Annotated in this window: 10 protein-coding genes; 6 read left to right on the top strand and 4 right to left on the bottom strand. The window is 31.2% G+C overall.

What is annotated here, in order from left to right:
- Positions 1–208: 208 nt before the first annotated feature.
- On the bottom strand, positions 209–2,893 hold the full coding sequence (locus EXC42_RS06330; protein WP_012498390.1) for a DUF885 family protein: 2,685 nt from the start codon (positions 2,891–2,893) through the stop codon (positions 209–211).
- A 363-nt stretch (positions 2,894–3,256) separates the two neighbouring features.
- Here EXC42_RS06330 and gyrA point away from each other — a divergent pair, with 363 nt between their 5' ends.
- The 4 genes from gyrA (at position 3,257) to EXC42_RS02385 (ending at position 9,335) form a co-directional block, all read left to right on the top strand.
- The gene (gene gyrA, locus EXC42_RS02400) at positions 3,257–5,953 is read left to right on the top strand and encodes a DNA gyrase subunit A (RefSeq protein WP_012498389.1); all 2,697 of its coding nucleotides are present in this window, start codon (positions 3,257–3,259) and stop codon (positions 5,951–5,953) included.
- 143 nt (positions 5,954–6,096) lie between these two features.
- Positions 6,097–6,966 carry an ECF transporter S component gene (locus EXC42_RS06325; RefSeq protein WP_232032088.1) on the top strand — a complete coding sequence of 290 codons (870 nt, stop codon included), beginning with the start codon at positions 6,097–6,099 and terminating at the stop codon, positions 6,964–6,966.
- Positions 6,967–7,498: 532 nt separating this feature from the next.
- Positions 7,499–8,962 (top strand): type II toxin-antitoxin system RnlA family toxin, encoded by a 1,464-nt coding sequence (locus tag EXC42_RS02390; protein ID WP_012498387.1) that lies wholly within the window; start codon positions 7,499–7,501, stop codon positions 8,960–8,962.
- Positions 8,963–8,984: 22 nt separating this feature from the next.
- Positions 8,985–9,335 (top strand): type II toxin-antitoxin system RnlB family antitoxin, encoded by a 351-nt coding sequence (locus EXC42_RS02385; protein WP_012498386.1) that lies wholly within the window; start codon positions 8,985–8,987, stop codon positions 9,333–9,335.
- Positions 9,336–9,682: 347 nt separating this feature from the next.
- On the opposite strand, the gene EXC42_RS02380 is transcribed toward EXC42_RS02385, so the two are convergent.
- A complete protein-coding gene (locus tag EXC42_RS02380) occupies positions 9,683–9,925 on the bottom strand; it encodes a Smr/MutS family protein (RefSeq protein ID WP_012498385.1) in 243 nt (80 codons plus the stop codon).
- Between the two features lie 8 nt (positions 9,926–9,933).
- Positions 9,934–10,761: a DNA-formamidopyrimidine glycosylase gene (mutM, locus tag EXC42_RS06320; protein WP_012498384.1), complete on the bottom strand. Its 828-nt coding sequence runs from the start codon at positions 10,759–10,761 to the stop codon at positions 9,934–9,936.
- Between the two features lie 114 nt (positions 10,762–10,875).
- Between mutM and EXC42_RS02370 the strand changes: the two genes are divergently transcribed.
- Both EXC42_RS02370 and EXC42_RS02365 read left to right on the top strand, forming a co-directional pair.
- On the top strand, positions 10,876–11,349 hold the full coding sequence (locus EXC42_RS02370) for an L-threonylcarbamoyladenylate synthase (protein WP_012498383.1): 474 nt from the start codon (positions 10,876–10,878) through the stop codon (positions 11,347–11,349).
- Positions 11,350–11,364: 15 nt separating this feature from the next.
- Positions 11,365–11,853: an RpiB/LacA/LacB family sugar-phosphate isomerase gene (locus tag EXC42_RS02365; RefSeq protein WP_012498382.1), complete on the top strand. Its 489-nt coding sequence runs from the start codon at positions 11,365–11,367 to the stop codon at positions 11,851–11,853.
- A 259-nt stretch (positions 11,854–12,112) separates the two neighbouring features.
- Here the strand turns inward: EXC42_RS02365 and EXC42_RS02360 are convergent, their stop codons facing one another.
- Positions 12,113–19,429: an MspA/MspB/MIB-like signal-anchor domain-contatining protein gene (locus EXC42_RS02360; protein WP_012498381.1), complete on the bottom strand. Its 7,317-nt coding sequence runs from the start codon at positions 19,427–19,429 to the stop codon at positions 12,113–12,115.
- Positions 19,430–19,904 lie beyond the last annotated feature (475 nt).

Raw genomic sequence — 19,904 nt, 5'->3', positions numbered from 1 at the left:
TGTTATAATTGACGCATCTAAAAACAAATCTCTAAAAACATTGAAAAACAATTAACAATTTTGTTGCTAATTTTTATTAGCCTAATTTATGTAATTGAAGAAGTTTGAAATAAAAAAGAGAAAGTAAAACCTTCTCTAATAATTTTTATTTTGCTCAATTTTTAGATTAAGTCTATTATTCTCTTTTTTAATATTTTATTACCAAAATTTAGTTTGTAATTCCGTAAACACTGTAAATTACTTCACGCAATGTTTCCATTGGAAGGGCGCTGTTTCTTAAGAATCAATCGAATAGTTTCTTAATTTCGCCGTGTTCACCTTCAGCAGTAGTTTTGGCATTGATAAATTGTTCTCTTGTTAAGCCAAGTTTCTTTTGTACCGCTTTGTAGATGTCTAAGAACACTTCTTTTCCAGAGTTGTATGAAATTGCTTGGCCAACATAACCAAAGTAACGTTTAGATTCAGAGGTAATGTCACCAATTCCTAAAGCTGAGTTTTTCTTCATGTAGTCACGAGCTTGTTGAATTGAAGCACCTTTTGGAAGATCTGTGTCTTTGGTTTCAACACCAGAACTATGATAAGCTGAGTCAATAGCTAGTCGCATGTTACGTAATTGAGTTTCATTTAAAGCACCATAGTATTGCAACATGTTAACTAATTTAACAGCTTTAGCAGCATGTTCTTTTTCGTCGGTGATTTTATTTTCTGGATCTACTTTTGATCAATAAACTCCACCATGCAACGTTTTGATTTTTTTAATTTCTTCAGCAGTAACATCGCTTGCAGTTTTTGCTTTAAAGAAACTAGTAATTCCTTTAGCAGTAGTAAAGTCAGTTGGTTTTGCATAGTAATCAGTATTGTTGTAATCTGGAGTGCCATAGAAACCGGCCTCAATACCAAATCATTCCATGAATAGTGCTCAACCTTCAACATATGAAGTGTAGTCAAAGGCCCCTTTTAGACTGTGTTCACCTATTTTAGCTAAATGATGTATTGCATACATTAATTGGTTGTGGTGTCCCATCATACTTTCGTGGTTAGCAAATGAAGTCACCGATCATTTAGGAAGCCCATAGTAAGGATCGGCATTGAAGTAGAAGTTTTTAGCTTCGCTGCTATAAGCACCAACTCCTTGGGCGTCTCTTTCGTTATAATCATAAGTATCTACACCGTAATCAGGAACATTTTTACCAAAGAAACTTGCGCCGTATTTTTGGGTAGTTTCTTTAAATTGGTAGTAGCCTTTAAATGCTTCCAAGGCACCGTATCAGAATCGTTTGTTGGTAATGCTTCCGTATTTATCGTCACTATTTTTTAAGAAACCGTAGTTTAGATTTTCTAATTTTTTCCGAGCGTCATCCAACGATTTATCATCATCAAGTTCTTTTTTCTTAGCGTCCGAATAATATGATTCATCTTCGCGTCCAAAGAAGAAGTCTTCGGCATTTAATCATCTATTGAATTCGGCAAGGTCGATAGTGCCATCTGCCCTTCTGATTGTTTTTTCTACTTCTTTTGCTTCATTAGGGCCAACACCATCATCGTCATATTTATATTTAGCTTTTCATTCACCGCTATCACCAGCAATTAATTTAGCAACTTCACTAGCTATAGCTTCCATATTTCCAGAAGCAGATTTTGTTGAAGTAATACCTTTTTCATATACTTCGTTTGGTGTTAAACTTGAAGTACTATTCATTTTACTTAATTGGTCGTAAATGTTTTTACCAGTTATTTGTCCTGGTGTTCCTGGCATAAAACCTAGGCCAGCTTCTGTTTGTTCTAAATCTTTTTTAGTTAATCCAACGCCATATACTTTTTTAACCGCATTATTTTCAACATATTCAATGGTGTTTTCAAGTTCTTTATTGCCATCGTTATTTTTGGTAAGCTTAAGATCTTGAATATCTTCACCTTTTCCGTATGAAGATGCTTTGTAGTATGTTGTTACATATTCTCTTAGGAATTTATTAACTCAATCCTGATCGCTTCATTTGCTTTCGTCTTCGCTATTCAATGGGAATAATTCTTCTAAGCTCATTTCAGTTTTAGAACCATCTGTCATGAATGCCTTAACTTTATCCATTAAGTTAGAACTACCAGTAATAGTTGCTTGAATTACTTGTTTAATGTAAACTTTTGAAGGAACCAATTTTAGATCTATTGCTTCTTTCATAGTTTGCAATCAAATTTTAGCTAATTTTGGTGTTCTCCAAATTCTACTAAATCCACCTATGTAGCCACCTACTGGGTAAGTGCTACTTGGGCCTCATCCAAATTGACCAAATACATATCTAAGTCCGTTTTCGTGATTACCTTTTTCAATTTCTAAATTGTATTTAAGACCACGTACTCAAGCAAGTGAGTCTGGAGTTAGAGTGTTCTCTTCTTTAGCTTTTTTCTCAAGTTCAGCTAATTTGTCAATATATTTAGCAATGATGCTAATGATTTGCTCGGTTTGTTCTTTAGTAGGAGCTGCTACTCCGCTTAGATTTTTTTCTTCTAATTCTTGTTCATATTGACTTTTGATAGCAAGAATGTCACCAGCAGTTTTTTCTAACGATTTATTACTTAAAAATCCTGAAATTTTTTTAGTAATTGGATTACTAGTTACTTTGCTATTTTTATCAGTTAGAGTATATGTTACGCTTAATTCGTTTCCTTGCGCTTTAAGTTCAGTAACTTTAAATTCGTATTTATCTTTGTTGTAACCATCAGCAATAATATCAGTAGCTTTGATATCAGTTGCTAATTTTTTAGCTTTATCTTTAACATCTAGTGTTACTTTTGAAGCCTCGGTATTAGTATTATCGCCACAAGCTATAGCCAACGCTGGCATTGCTAATAGCGGTAGTAGCGAAATCATCGCTAAACCGAATTTTCTTTTCCGCATATTAATTAGAAATTTTCTCCTATTTTTATCTTGATCTCTATATATAAACTTCAACGAGGAAATAACCTATTTTTAAATCCTCGTTGTACTATTAAATTTTACTTCACTTTGAACATCGTGTGCTTTGAATTGATATTTTTGCCAAAACAAACAAAAAAATAACTTTTTATGTCGAATATAATTTATTTTTATTTTTTAGTAGTATTTTTGAGGAAAAATAGACTAAAGTAAATAAGAAATTTGAGTTAACTTTTTTGATTAATTTTGATGATTTTTAATAAAAAAATTATTGCCAAAAAAAGGTGTCATTTTGGTATAATTTTTAATAATTTGTGGCTATAAAAACCAAGGAGAAAATATCCGATGAGTGATGATAAAAAAGATGAAGAAAAACTAAAAAAATCAGATGAAAATTTTGATGACGATAGTAAATACTACGAATTTGATGACACAATAAAAAAAGTTTTTGAAGAAGAAAAAGCTAAAGAAGAAGATGAAGACGAAGAAGAAATTCCTCAAGAAAAAGAAGGTTATCAAGTAAAAAGCCAACTTCTTGAAACTGAGCAAAACGGTCTTCAACCAGCTGATTTAGCCAAAGTAATGAAAAGTTCATTCATCGAGTATGCGATGAGTGTTATTGTTTCGCGTGCTCTTCCTGACGCTCGTGATGGACTAAAACCAGTTCATAGAAGAATTTTATATGGTATGAGTGAACTTGGTATGTTTCATACGGCACCACATAAAAAATCGGCCAGAATTGTCGGGGATGTTTTAGGTAAGTATCACCCACACGGGGATTCATCAGTTTACGAAGCCATGGTTAGAATGGCACAAGATTTTTCATTGCGTTACCCATTAATTGATGGCCATGGTAACTTTGGATCAATTGACGGCGATGAAGCTGCTGCCATGCGTTATACCGAAGCGAGAATGAGTAAAATTGCGGGTGTCATGGTTGATGGCATTAAGAAAAATACGGTTGATTTTATTGACAACTATGATGGTACTGAAAAAGAACCAACCGTATTGCCTTCAAGATTTCCTAACTTATTAGTTTCAGGAACTAGTGGGATTGCTGTCGGAATGGCAACGAATATTCCTCCACATAATCTAGGTGAAATTATTGATGCTGTTTGTGCTCTTGCTAAAAACCCTGAAATCACTATTGATGGTTTAATGGAATTTGTTCTAGCTCCCGATTTTCCTACTGGAGCAACAATTTTTAACAAAGCGGGTTTAATTGAAGCTTATAAAACCGGACGTGGTTCAATTACCATGCGTGCAAAAGCTAACATTCAAGAACTAGCAAATGGTAAAAGCAAGATTATTATTACGGAAATTCCATATGAAGTCAAAAAGACGGAAATTATGGAAAAAATCGCTGATCATCTTAAAAATAAACGTATTGAAGGCATTTCTGATTTCCGTGATGAATCTAACCGTGATGGAATTAGAGTAGTAATTGATGTCAAAAAGAATGCTGTTCCCGAAGTTATTCTAAATACTCTTTATAAATTAACTAGACTACAAACTAACTTTTCATTCAACATGATTGCTTTGGTTAATGGTGAACCAAAACTACTAAATCTAAAAGAATGCTTACAAGTATATTTAGATCATCAAATTGATGTTACTAGAAGAAGACTGCAATTCGACTTAGAAAAAGACCTTGCCAGAGCACACATTTTAGAAGGACTAAAGATTTGTGTTGAAAATATTGATCGCGTTATTGAGATTATTAAAAAATCAAAAACTGATGTTGATGCTCAAGCAAAACTATGTCAAACCTTCTCATTAAGTGAAATTCAAGCTAAAGCCATTGTTGATATGAGATTAGGTAGACTAACAGGGCTAGCAATTGAAAAAATGAACGATGAACTTGATCAAGTTAATGCTAGAATCGCTGAATATCGGGCAATCCTTTCAAGCCATGAAAAATTAATTGAATTAATCATTAAAGAACTTCAAGAAGTTAAAGAAGCTTATGGCGATAAACGTCGTAGCGAAATTCGTTGAGATGTTATGAGTAGCATTAACAACGAAGATTTGATTCCTCAAAAAGAAATTGTTATCACTCTAAGTTCAAATAACTACATCAAACGAATTGATCTAGAAGAGTATCGTGAACAAAGAAGAGGCGGCGTTGGTGTATCCACTGTTAAAACTTACCAAGATGATGACATTCAAGATGTTGTTGTTGCTAATACGCACGCTGATCTATTAATTTTTACCGATGAAGCTAAAATCTATCGAGTAAGAGGACACGAAATTCCTTCGGGAACTAAACAATCAAAAGGTACGCCAATTGTTAACATTGTTCCAACCATCCAAAAGAATGAAAAAGTTGTCAAAATCATTTGCGTCACTGACTATGAAGAAAGCCAATCGCTAATTACTGTTACTGAGCGAGGAGTAATTAAAAAAACCAACCTAAAAGAATACGAATTAATTCGAAAAAATGGAAAATACGCACTTTCTTTATTAGAAGACGACCATTTAATTGATGTGCGCGTCGTTGATCAAGATGAAGAGATTTTTATTGCCGCTTCTAATTCAAGAATTAATCGTTTCAATGTTGCTGATGTGCGTGAAATGGGTCGGGTTGCACGTGGTGTCGGCGGTATTAGACTCTCAGATGATGACAAGGTAGTTAGTGTATCATCTTCAAAAGATGGTGCTTACATCTTTAGCCTTGGTGCAAAAGGATATGGTAAGCTTTCACTAGTAGAATCGTATCGTAAAACTAAACGTAATGCTAAAGGGGTAATTACTCTAAATGAAGATAAGGCTGGTAAACTAGTTTACGCCGCTGCGGTTCACGGTGTTGAAGATCTTATTATCATGACGCAAAGTGGTATTGCTATTCGCATTTCGTTACGTGATATTAATGTAATCGGTCGAAACGCCAAAGGTGTAAAAATCATTAATCTAAAAGGTAGAAGTGACCAAATTGTTGGTGTTGCAAAAATCTACGATGAAGATGCTACGGATCGTGAATTAACTAAAGAAGAATACATTGAAGTTACTAAAGAAATTGACATTGATTTAGCAAACGAATAAATTTAAAAAAAGGCAAGCAATAATTTGCCTTTTTTTTGCTTGCTATAAGTGTTAATTTAAAAAAAATAGTTGCAAATAAATCAAAAATTTTAGTTAAAATATTGCTACTATTTATTTATAATGTATTATCAATTTGAAACGAGGTGACAAATTTCTTTTTATTCTTTCGTTCAATATATTTAAACCTTAAACATAAAAAATATCGTCTTACAGTTTTTGAAATTGCAATCTATGGTATTTTATTAGCTATTTATTTAGTGGCTTCAATGTTTGAAAAATATGTCTTCACTGGGCCGTTAAATGTCAATATTACTTACGCTGTATTTATTATTTTTGGACTAATTTTAGGCCCATGACGGGGTGCTTTTTTATGTATTTTGTGTGACACACTTAATCAAGTTATTTTTGGTATTAGCACTTGAATGTTGGAGTATGCCATTGTTCCAGTACTAATTGCTTTTTTAAGCGGCGCTTTGATGAATCTTATGACTAGCGGGAAAAATAAAACATGGATCGTTGGTTTCATTTTTTTAGCAGTTTTAACGATTTTTTTATTCGCATTCTTCTTTAATTATCATGACAAAATTGTGTGAAAAAGGGTAAAAAAACAAGAGCAGTATGTTTCTTCAATGATTATTTGAGTAGTTAGCTCAATTTGCCTTGGAATTTTTTGAATTGCCGGTTTTATTTCTTTAGTAATTTTCTTAAAAACAAAAAATTTTGCCAAGAAATACCGTGCACAAACATTTTTTGCTGTTCTTATTACTATTTTAATTATTGTAATTTTAATGCGATGATTATGAGGTCCATTTGCTTATATTACATACTTTAACCGTTTTAGAAATGGTAGCTGAAAATATAGCGAACGCTATTTCACTATCATGGTACCAATTATTTTTAAAAGTCTCATTGCAATGCCAATTTATAGTTTCGCAGTATTTGCAATTATGCCAATTATTAGCAAGCTAAAAGCACAAATTCTATTTCATACTAAAAAAATCGCAACTTATTAAATTAAATTCAATTCACAAGCTGTTATTAGAGTTTGAAGACTTTTTTATTCATTCTAGGCGCATTAACGCTTATGGTTTTTTCATTAATCTAATGTTTTTGTATCTTATTTTTGATAAAAATTCTAAAATTGAGTGATTTCAAAATCCAAATCAATATTCATTTTATAGTCTGGAGTATTTAGTGCGCTGCAGCATATCCTAAATTTCCATTATTTGATATTCAGTATTTTTAAAACTTTGATTTTACAAATTTTATAATAGTTGTTTATTGTCTTAATTTGTGAAGTAACAAGATCTTAAATATTTTCTTTTGTTGATTTTACAAAATAGCATTTTATTTTTGAATAAAGAGAATAATTTTTGTATAAGTATAATAACGTTTTTTATATTGTTTGAATATTAAATCATCCTTTTTTATATCTTCTGATAAAGATACAAACTCTATAAAACAATTTTTTGTATCATAAACTAGAGTTTAAATTTGCTCCAATAAAGTGTTATAATGAAGAAAAATATAAGTTAGGATTGGCATATGGGAAAAAAGAAATTTTATGCAGTCAAAGCTGGGAGAGTTCCTGGCATTTATCAGACTTGAAGCGAAGCGAATGAACAAACTAAAGGCTATAATAATGCCGACTTTAAATCTTTTATTTCGGAAAAAGAAGCGATTGAGTGGATGTCTTTAGAAGAAATTGATGAAATTTCTTATACAAATGAGCAAATCGAAAAAGAAATAACAAACTTAAAAAACGATGAAGTAATTGCTTTTGTTGATGGTAGTTATTCATCGCAGAAGAATGGTAAAGAAAAATATAGTTTTGGTGCAATTCTAATAAACAATGATTCTGAAAATAATTTGTTTAAGTCTTTCGTTGCTTCCAAATACATGAACTCCAAAAATATCGCCGGAGAAACCGAAGGTGTTAAACAAGCAATTTCGTGAGCAATTCAAGCTAAAAAAAGAAAAATAAAGATTTTTCACGATTATGAGGGAATTGAAAAATGGGCTAACAAAAAATGGAGTCCAAAAACCCTTGTTGCTAGAGACTATGTTAATTTCATAGAAATTAACTCTAAAGCAATAGATATAGAATTTGCACATGTTAAGTCTCATAGTGGAATTATTTATAATGAGAAAGCCGATCAACTTGCCAGAAGAGCGTTATTAGACCAAGGATATAAAACTTATGATGATGGTTCAATTCTTTTTACTAGTTTTCAAAAACAAGATTGGCTTGATATAATTCAAAAACTAAAAGAAAAAAACGAATTGAACATTTTAATTGAAGAAGGTATAGTTGATGAAAACAAGAAATCTTATTTGAATAGACTAATATTTCGTCTTGACAAGGATAAAGTCACCATTAATTGTTATAGCAACAACAAATCGTATGTTCAAGGCAAACAAAGCATGCTTTTTCAAATAATAATTACTGCAGCTATCGAAATGTTGCCTTCGGAAAAAGAAGCAATAGGAGTATTGCAATCTTATTATATGTTACCTATCAAAGAAGAAAACTTGCAAACTAAATTTTCAAATTTTCTTCCCAATTTTTCTATTAATTCTAATGATTTTAAAATTAAAAACATTTTGCTTTCGGCTGTTTGTGGCACGTTGATGAAAGGATATTTACCGGATTATACTTATTTGGTTATGCCTCTCTTTAGATCTATGGAATATTATTTACATATTATATTGGGTGACAAATTAGGAAGAAAAACAACTAGAAAAAATGGCGCTAACGATTTTTGTCACTTTAGTTTTAATAAAAAAACAAATGAATATGAATATAATCATTCAACTAAAGAAAGATTAAATAATGAACAATTACAATATTTAAACAAGTTGTATAATATGTATAATAAATTAAGACATCCATATTTTCATTTGCCTCAAAATTTAATAGATGCATCGGTAATAAGTAAATTGGAAGAAGCGCAAAACATTCTTGTCGAGGGGCTAAAACTAATTAATAAATTTTATTTAATTTTTTAAAAAATAAAAGGAATGTAAAATTATGAAAAAATATGTTGTTAACAAAGTGGAAGATAACGAACATATATACCTTATAACCTTACTAGACTATCAAACTTTAATTACAAAGTCTTTGAAAACTTTAAAGCTTACTTTAATCGGAAATAATAAAAAAATTTTAATAGATGCAGCTATTTACTCGGGTATGAATGAATATCGTTTTATTGAGGCTACTTTGACAAATGAAGGAACTATAAATTTCAAAAATTATAAATATGTTAGTATTGATGAAAGAAAACTTGAATTTGCAAATAAAATATTAAAAAATAATCCTCTTTTTTTAAAAACATCAATTTTGTCAAACGCAAAAATTAGAGAAATTTTACAAGCTTAATTTTGATAAACCATCTTAAACCAACCTATTCTTTAATATAAAAAAGAAAGTCGTTTTTATTTTTTTCATGATTGTATGGAAATATTAAGTGCAGTATAAAAATGTTGCATTAATAGTTTTTTATTTAAATGCATTTTATTTATAAAAATCATCGGATTTCTTTTAGTTTTTCTACTAATTATCGGTTTATTTCTTAACAACTCTAGTCGTTGCGCCTTATATTGCAATTCAAAATAAAATATCAAACACCTCCCAAGTGTTGATATTTTTTATTTAATTTTTAGGTTAATAAATTGCTAAAAAGCTAGCAGCTTGAAAACAGTTTTATATATAACAAATAAGTTAGATTAATCCTTATAGACTCTAATAATTGAACGGCTATCATTTAGAAAATCAAAATTGCATTGTTCTTTTTCTAAAATTGATTCAACTTGAAGTTTTAGCGCTCCAGTTCCATTGCCGGTAATAATATCGATGTAATCATGGTCATATTCCGAGTTTTTAAGTTCATACAACGCATTCATTACTACGGCTGTGGCTTTGGAGATGTCATATCCGTGCAAATCAAGAACTTTTGGCAAAAATCCCATTTTTTTTCTTACCTCGATTGACATTTAGGGCAAAAATAAGTGCCACGATTATTAACTTTAATTTTGATTATTTTTGATTTGCATGTTGGACAAAAACGAATACGATCACCGTGCACTTTTAAGAAATTTTGATATTGACCTTCTTGTTTATTTAAGCTTTCGTATGAAAATAAAGTTGTACCACCTTTTTCAAAACTATCTTTCATAATCTTAGCAGCACATTTAATGATTTTGTCTAATGTTTTTAGACTAACATCTTTAGCTAAAGTAGAAGGGTTAACTTGCGCACAATATAAAGCCTCGTCAGCGTAGATGTTACCAATTCCGGCTACTAATTCTTGATCTAATAATTTAGTTTTAATTGGGGTTGTTGAACTTTTAATCTTATTTCATAGTAGCTCGACATTAATTTTGTCAGGTTCGGCAGCAATTTTGCTTAAAGGTAGAATCTTATTGTAATCTTCGGTAGTTCTAAGATGAAAAGTGCCAAAACGGCGTGAATCAAGGTAATGAAGCTCACTTTGATCTTCGAAAATAAATTTGGCAATAAGATGATCATTAGCTAGTGGAAGGTTGTTAGCTTCGTAGTAGCGATATTTGCCTTCCATGCGTAAATGTGATAGTAAAATCAAATCATCATCTAAAAAAATAATAATATGTTTACCACGGTTAGTAATATTTTTAATTGTTCTTCCCGCTAGTTTTTTAATAAAAACTTCGGGTTTGTGTTCGCGAAATAGTTTAGCGTGATAGATCTCTAAAGCGCTAATTTTTTTATTTAAAATATGCTTTTTTAAAGCACTAATTACGACTTTGACTTCTGGTAATTCTGGCATAACTAAATTATTATAACGCCTAAGGTTTTAGCATGGGGAAAAAAGCATTTTTTTGGACAGTAAAACCAAAAATTTATTAAACTGTCAATTTGTGGTTTTTGTTATAATTTGTTCATGATTAACAAGTACAATGAGCTCTTTATTGCTACGACTGATACCATTATTGGTCTAGGTGGTAAAGTATCGCGTCGCATTAGTGATTTAATTTATGAAATCAAAGGAAGAGATCCAAGAAAGAAGCTAATCATCTTAGTTTCTTCAATTAAGCAAGCAAGAGCTTTTAAAGAATGAACTTCTGAAGCCGAAGCACTTGCTAATAAATTTTGGCCTGGCGCTACTACACTCGTTGTTAATGATCAAGGTTTTCGGATGCCAAATCAACCTAAACTTCTTGAATTTCTTGAAGCTAACGGGCCAGTTTACATGACTAGTTGTAATATTTCTAATTCGCCAGTGTGTCAAACCATTGAAGAGGCAAAAAATGTTTTTCCGGAAATAAGTAATGTTTATTATTTTGGCAAAACAAGCGGAACACCAAGTCAAATTATTCGCGTAGAAGATCACAAAATACTGCGCAAAGAACAATAAGAGGTAAAAATACTCATGATAAAAAACAAAATTATCATCACAAGCGATCACGCAGGGCATAAAATGAAAATGGACCTTGCAGATAAATTGCGAAGAGAAGGATATGTAGTTGAAACTAGGGGAAGTAGCAACGAAGATGAAACACTTTCATACTCAGAAGTAGGAATTGAGTTTGCAAATGAATATTTACATGATCCCCAAAGAGATGAAAAACAATTTATTGCTCTATGTGGTTCAGGAATCGGTATTAGCACTTCGCTAAACCGTTTCAAACAAATTAGATGTGCAAGAGTAACTAACTCTGAAGAAGCAAGACTTGCTAGATTACACAATAATGCTAATATCCTATCTTTTGGTGGAAGGCTAATTTCTTTAGACCAAGCTTATGAAATCTTTAAACAATGAGAAGCAACCGAATTTGAAGGTGGTCGTCACATTTTTAGAGTTTTAAAATTAGACGAAGTCGGCCAAGATGTTGATGACGTTGCAGAAACTAAAGAGTAGTCAAAAAAATTATTAATATTTTTCTTCTCCACTAATGGAGAGGAATTTTTTTGTTATAGGGAAATATTAAAACTTTAATATTATTTAGTTGATTTCTATAGTAATCATAAAGTTATAAAAAACCATATCAATTTTAAATTTGAATAAATTTTTCTTTTATAAGCAATATCTACTGCAATTACTAATTAAATTAAAAATCAAACCCACAAACAATGAATTTGATTTTTGTTATGAACCTTGGATCTATTTGTGATATATGTTAAACCCTATAGTTGGATTCATTGAGTAAACCATTGGCTCTTAGTCAATCTACATATGCGTACATAGTATTGATCAACCCGACGATATTTTCTTTTGAACCATTAATAGCCTTAGAGACAGCAAAAATACAATTTTTTTTATGTTCATTAAATTGCCTTAGTAAATGCAGGTCATTTCTATTTTTAATTTTTAGTTCAATGTTGTAAAAGTAATTACCTCTAAAATAATTAGGAGAAGATTGAGAATTTCATAAAAATCTATTCATTGGTTGTTGGAAATAAAGTGCATTTCCATGATTATGTTGATCAAAACTTACACGTTTTTCATTTGTGAAAATTTCATGTGAAATTAATGCATTAGTCTTCATATGGTGAATAACTTGTTCAATTTCGCTCATTCAAAATTCTTGCAGATTTTTATCGTAGACAAGTCCAAAGATTGAGTTTTTATTTCTTCATATAAGGGATTCATTTCACAATTTTAGTTCTCTTCACCAAAATCTTGGCTTACCATTCATTTCGCTTTCGTCGGCTATCAAAGAAACAAGATAGCTAGCTTTAAGTACCATTTTACTATATTCTTTCACGGCATCTCAATATTGTTTAGTTTCTGCGAATCTTCTTTTCAAATCTTCAACATTTTGGCGGCTTGAATTAATTACGTTTGGTTGGTTTCATCTACTTTTTAGTAATTCCAATTTGCCTTTGTCTTTATTAGGGAATGGAATATCAGCATCATTTCAAGTTTTATACAAATTGTTTGCCTCATTACTTCGATCTCGTTGTTCTTTGAAAAATTCGGCAATTTGATAAATTTGATTGATTAATGTATTTCAGCGTGAATCGTTATACTTAAAGTGGCGTTGTTCAATATAGTCTCGTAGTCCACTAAAGTCAAATCTAGCACCACTTTCATGGGTTGTAGATATGCTATAAAAATTATGGATAAAATATTGATCATTATTAGGACTGCCGATTTTATTAACATATTCTTGTTCAAATCTAGTTTTTTCCTTATTTCATCTATTTAATAGATTATTTATATGACCAGCTATTTGTGATTTTTTATTTTCGCTATCGGCACGAGCCTCATTTAATATTTCTTGTGCTTGTTGTATAGAATCAGCTTGTTTAATGCGATTTTTAAGTTGATCTCGTTCACTTTGACTAAGTCCTTCTAATGAATCAACTTGATTAGCAATGTGATTTATTGCATCTTCAATTGTTTTAATATAATCTCTTATTTTTTGGGCAGTAGCATCTTTGTTTTCGTTGTATTTATTTTGAAGATTTTTATATTCGTACTGTTCTTTAATCTCATAAACATTTTCAAAAGTTTCGACATATTGTCTTGCTTCATTTTTAAACGTTTCGTATTTATTTGCTCATTCTCTAAGTTTTGCAAGCGAGTTTTCATTGCTAATATTTGCTAAATGAACTTTATTTGCTATTTCGTTAAATTTAGCTTTTAATTCTTTTAGAAGATTATCTTTGTAATCTTCAGAGTTTCTTTTTAGAATGAGAAGCTTACTATTAAGAAGGTTTGATAATTCGCTTTTAAGTGTAGCGTATCCTTGTAGACTGCCTATAAGACTTCAATATGTGCCTTCCAAGTTAGCTCATTTTTGAACTATTTCCACTAGTTTGAGTCATTTATCTTTTGTTTGCTCTGGCGTAGTAGATGGCATATCTCTAGCATCACTCGATTCTTTTGATAACGCATTTATTTGCTCCTTGAAGTCTTCAACCCTATCCTTAAGTTCTTGTTCTTTTTGCTCTTTTTGAACTTTTTTAGTGTCATAATCATTTTTAGCCTCTTTAGCGGCTTTATCCAATTCACTTATTTTTTCTTTTAAAGCGTCTTTAATAACTTGAGAACTTTCTTTATCAATTTTTTGTTTTAGTGGATCAACCAAATCTAGTTGGTTTTTTAATGAGTTCAAAGCCCTTTCTAATTCATCAATTTTTAAAGCACCAAGCTCATTAAGAGTTTTTTGTGCGCCCTTAATTGCATCAATTAGCTGTTGAATTTCTTCTTTATAGTTGGCAATTTTTTCATCAATAGCGCGTTTTTTATCTTTGGCTGTTTCTAGAATTGTTTTGACTTGAGCTTTTAGATTATTTAATCTGGTTAAAAACTCACCACCGGACTTGTCAAACTTTGATATTTGCTCTGCTAATTCCTTAAATTCTTTTAATAGGCCATTATTGTCATCACCAATTTTTTGTATTAGTGAATTTAACTTTTCTATGGTATTAGCGTTGTTTAATTCACTTTGCAAAGGATTAACTTTTGCTTCTAAACCGTCAAGTTTTTCTTTAAAGCCTTTTTTAGCATTTTCAATAAGTTTTTTAGCAGCGTCAATTTTAGTTTTAGCATCTTCTTTTGATTTTTCTAATTCGCGATATGCTTGATTTAATTTAGGATTATTTTTTAGTTTTGAAGCTTCACTATCAGCTGCTAAGTATTTGTTAATTTCATTGCTAATCTTATTTTCGATTGTTGCGATATCATTATTACTTTTTGATCATTTACTGTTGGCGGCGTCTAATGCATTAACTAAGTTATCCAATTCTTGTTTTAATCTTTTTGCTTCGTCAGCCAAAGCTTCAGCTTTTTGATTTTCTGATTGTTCCAGGTCTTTTTTAGCTTGTTCAAGGTCTTGGAGTTTTTTAGTAATTTTGGTTAATTCTTCTTGAACTTTGGCTTGATTTTCAGAGTCTCCAGTCAGCTCATCTTTGAGGTCATTTAATTCTTTCTGAGTTTCATTTAGTTTAGTTTTAGCGTCATTTAGTTTTTGACTTTTATCAAAGTTACTATTATCATCACCAATCGCTTGGTCAGCTTGTTCTAAAGATTTTTTTGACTCAGTTAAAGCACTATCAACTTTTTGACTATTTTTGGCTTTGGCTTGCTGAATTTCATGTTCTTTGGTTTCAACTAATGGTTGATAAGTGTCTTTAATAGCTTGATTAATTTGATCAATTCTGTCAGTTGCTTGTTTTTTCTTAGTAGGGTCTTGAAGTTTATTGGCTTTTTCACTTTGCGTTTGAAGGTCATTTTTGGCTTGCGCAATCGCTCTTTGCAGTGCATCTTTTTTAGCGGTTTTTTGATCAATAGTGTCACTATCGCCAAAAGCATCTTTAGCGTCTTTTAATGATTTTTCAATTTTATCTAGTTCACTAAGAATGTTTTGAAGTTCTTTGTCTTCACTTTGATTTAATTTGTCTAATTTTTCTTTAGCTTTTTTAGTAGCGTCTTCAAGCTCTTTTAGTTTATCTTCAACTAGCTTTTTGTTGTCTTTATCTTTTTCAAGTTGTTGAATTGCTTGTTCTAATGATTGTTTAGCTTCAGCGTGTTTGTTTTCAAGCGTGTCTTTTAATGAAGGAACATTGTTAGCAGTGTTTAAAGCATCGATTGCATCTTTAGCTTTTTCAATAGCCGGATCAACGATATTAGTTTTGTTTTGAGCTTTTTGTGTTGCTAGTTCAGTTTGTTTTTTATCAATTGCATCTTGAGCATCTTTAATTGCTTTTACTAAAGCTTGGTATTTTTGCTCAGTGCCATTTTTGATATCGTTGTCAGCTCTTTTTGTGTCAATTTCAGTTTTTGAGGTATTAGCTTGAGTTTTTAGTTCTTCTAATTTTTTAATTGCTACATCAAGAGTATCAACGTTTTCTTTCAAAATACCATTTGTGTTGGTAGTTTGTGTTGTTAATTCTTGCGTTTTTTTCTCAAGACTTTCATTTAATTTGGCAATTTCTTTGTCTTTAGTTTTAAGTTTATCTTTGGCCGTTTCTAAAGATGAATTTAGCTCAGTTTGCAGCTCTTTTGCTTTGGCAAGAAGCTCTGAGTCGGGATCAACTTTGGTGATATCCTCAATTAATTTTTGAACTTGTTCAAGGAGTTTGTCTTGTCCTTCCAACTTGCTTATCACTTCATTTAGTTTTTGTTTGTCGTTGCCAGCTGAATTTAGGTCATTTTTAACAGTGGTAGTTGATGCTTCTAATGACTTAAAGCGATCGTTCAATGCTTGTCGATCGGTGGTTATTTTATTTTTAGCATCGCTTGCTTCTTTGGCAGCATCATCAATGGCCTTTTTTAGCTCTTTATAAGCATCTTTTAAGTGATCGTGATCTTTTAGCTTATCAGCCTCGCCACCAACTTTTAAAAAGTTTCCATTTATATTATTGACTTTATTTTCAACTTCGTTTGCTTTAGCTGTAATATCAGTAAATTTGATTTTTTCTTTTAGTTCTTTAACTAAGTTTTCAAGTTCGGTTTGTAGTTGTTTAGCTTGCTCTGCTAGTTCTTTGGCTCTTGCTTCTTTTGATTGCTCTTGTTGTTTTTTGACATTTGCTAAATCTTGTTGTTTTTGTTCAATTTCTTCTAATTTTTTAGTAATTTTTTCAAGATTTTGAGCGTCACCTTTTAGCTTGTCTTTTTCTTCATTAAGTTTTTTATGAGCATCTTTTAAGGCATCTTCTGCTTCTTTAGTTTTATTCTTGTCAGAAGGATTTTTAATGGCATCATTAGCTTTGCTAATAGCATCGTCGGCTTCGTCAGTTAAGTCTTTTATTAGTTTGTCATTTTTTTCTTTATCTTTAGTAAGTTCTTCTTGCTTTTTCTTTAGATCTTCTTCGTTGTCACTAATTTGTTTTTCTAAGTCATTAATTTTATTGTTAATACTATCTTTATTGGCTTGATCTTTTAGATCTTTTGCGTTTTCTTTGATTTTATCAAGCTCAGTTTTGGCGTTTTGCAACGCTTTATCTAAAAGGCCATATTTATTGTCTTTGTCGTTAATGGTGGTTGCTTTATCGGCTTCTTGTTTAGCGTCGTTAAGCGTTTTGCTTTGTTTTTCAATTGCTTTATTAAGACTATCTAGAAGGCTTTGTTCATCTTCTAAGGATTTTTTTAGCTTTTCATATTTTGCTTTGGCATCTGATAAGGCCTTATTTACATCATCAGTTAATGTTTGAGCTTCAGCTAGTTTATTTGAACCAACTTTAATGGCTAAGGTTTGAATTTCTTGAGCCTCTTCTAGTAGTTTTTCAAGATTTTTCATTGCCGCTAATAAATTAGCTAAGTTCTTTTGATCGTTAGCATCATTGGCATTTTGTACATATTGGTTTAGTTTTGCTCTAGCTTCTGTAATTTTGTTGGCAATGTCTTGATTTGAAGCTTCAATTTTAGCTAGTAATTGGGCTTTTAGATCTTTTGCTATGTCTTCAGCTTCAGTTAGTTTGTTAAGCTCGTTTGTTAGTTCTGCTTGTTTATTAGCTTGGAGAACTTCGGCTCTTGTGACACTGGCATCAGTTAGTTGTTCTTCAATTTCTTTAATTGCCTTAGCAATCTCAGTGTTGTTAGCGCTTGTTCCGGGTGCTAGTTGAGATTTTGCTCTGTCACTAACAATGCCTAAATTTTTAATAACTGCTTTAAGTTTTTGCCGTAAATCTTGCAGTTTTTGATTATCTTGCTCTTGGGCTTCTTTATCTTTTTTAAGCTTTTCTAGTTTTGCTTGGGCTTCTAGTGTTAGTTTATCAATTTGTTTTAAAAGTTCCTTGGCTTTTTCTTTAGCTTCAGGATATTTCGTGCTTTCAGCCGATTGCTCAATTCCTTTAACAAGGTTTTTTAAAGCGGGCAAGCTGTTATTAATAATATTTTGTAGCTCAGCAATTTTATCAGTTGATTCAAGCGCATCAATGGTCTTTTTGATACTTTCATAATCGGCTTTTGCTTTGGCTAGATCTTTATCAATTTGGGCTTTAGCTTGTTTTTTAGCTTCTTGACGATTTTTGGCTTGCTCTAAGGCGTTTTTCGCTTCATTAGCTAGGTAATTCTTTAGTGCATCGTAATGCGGTTTAATAACCTCATTTTCTTTTAAATCTTCATATTTAGCAAGGGTTGTGTTGCTATTGGCGATTGCTGATGTTAAAGAAGCAATTGCGGTTGGTAAAGTGCTTTCATCATCCGCTAAGTTTGCATTTTTAGTTGCTTTATCTAGTTCACTTAATGATTTTTGTAGTTCCAATTTTGCAAGTTCGATGGCCTGTTTTTGGGCAATGATCTCATTAATTTTTTTCAACGCTTCTTCGGCTTTATATTTAGCGTCCTTAACCTTGTTAACTTCGGCTAATAAAGTAGCATCTTCAGCTTGTTTGGCCAATTTTTCTGCTTGTTTTATGTCCTCTTCTAAAGCTGATTTTGTGTTATTTATGAGACTATCTTCACTTTGGGCTGATAGCTGATTAGCATCGTTAACATCTTTTGTGATTTTAGCAACTAGTTCATTAACTTTTTTAATTAAAGCGTTGTTGGCTTCAATGATTTTTTGTTCTTTTTCTTTACCTTTTTTCAATGCTTCTTGACCTTTATTAATGGCATCTTGTAGTTTTTTAGCAACGTCGTTTAAGCCATCATCTTTCGCATCTTTTTCTAAAGATTTAGCATCTTCTAGATCTTTTTCAAGTTTTTTAATAGCGTTAGGTAAGGTCGAAATATCATTAGCATTTTCAACATCTTTTTGGGATTTTTCTAGATCAATAATTTTTTGATTTGCTTGCTTAGTAATTTCTTTTTGCTTTTCGGGATTGATAGCAATTAAACGTTTTTGTAAAATGCTAATTGTTTCCTTGATTTTTAAATTAGCATCGTTTAGCAGTTTAAGTTCCTCAAGCAATTTTGCTGCTTTAAGCGATTGCGCTAAATCATCACTTTCAATTTGGAGTGCCCTAAGCTCGGCTATTAAAGTTTCGATTGTTGCCACATCATTAGCATTAGGCTCTTTGGCAATTGCTTGCGCAATTTTATTAAGTAAAGTTTGCAACTTGCCTTTTAGAATTTTTTCTTTTTGTTGCAAACCTAGCAGTTTTTCTTTAGCTTCTTTTAAGACTTCTTTAGCTAAATCAATCACATTTTTTAGATCGTTAGTTAGCGCTTCAAGTTCAGGCAGCTTTTTAAGTTCATTTAAATAAGCCTCACCTAGCGGAATTAGTCGTTCAAAATCACTAATAACTTGACTTAAATCGCGTACGTTATTAGCTTTTTTGGCATTTCTAATGGTGATTTTAAGGGCTTCAAGAATCTTTCAAGCTTCATTTTTAAGATTTTGCTTGTGACTATCACGAATAGCTTCAATCTTTTTTTCAAGCTCACTAATATCCTGAATTTCAGGCTTTTTATCGTTGTTTTTGGATCTCTTAGTAGCGCTTTGATGAGCATAGAGCACCCCTGAGACCGTTCCAGCTGCTAACAGGGCTGCGGTGCTAGCGAGCACAATAATAGCAATTTTCTTTTTCTTAGCATGACTCATGATTAATAATTTTTATTTCTCCTATTTTTAATAACTTAAAAATTAATTAATGTTTGAATACTGAAAACTTCGTAAAAAGCACGTGTAGCGAAATAGTGCTTTTTAAGCAAAGTAATGGGAGTCATTTTACAAAAAAAAAAAAACGCCCAAAGTGGTAGCGTTTCATATCTAAGATACATATTTATTAGAGGTTTTCAGGATTTTTATAGATTTACTAATTTGCTCAAACAAAGATTTTTTGCAAATTAAAAGCCAATTTCTATCGTTCGGTCTTTTAATGTTATTTGAAATATTAAGTGCAACAAAATACTGATTTAATACTTTTGTTTAACTAGACAAGAAAGAAAATACAATGTTTATAAATAAAATGGTTTTGAAAAATCGCCGATTTTAACACCATAAACGATTGCAAAACATTTAAATGTAAAGAAGAAATATTTTATTCAAAATCAAGTTTGAACATATAACAAAAATG

The organism is Metamycoplasma arthritidis (genome assembly GCF_900660715.1).
GTDB lineage: Bacteria > Bacillota_I > Bacilli_A > Mycoplasmatales > Metamycoplasmataceae > Metamycoplasma > Metamycoplasma arthritidis.
Note: the sequence above shows the minus strand (reverse complement) of the source record. Positions and strands in the feature narration are given on the sequence as shown.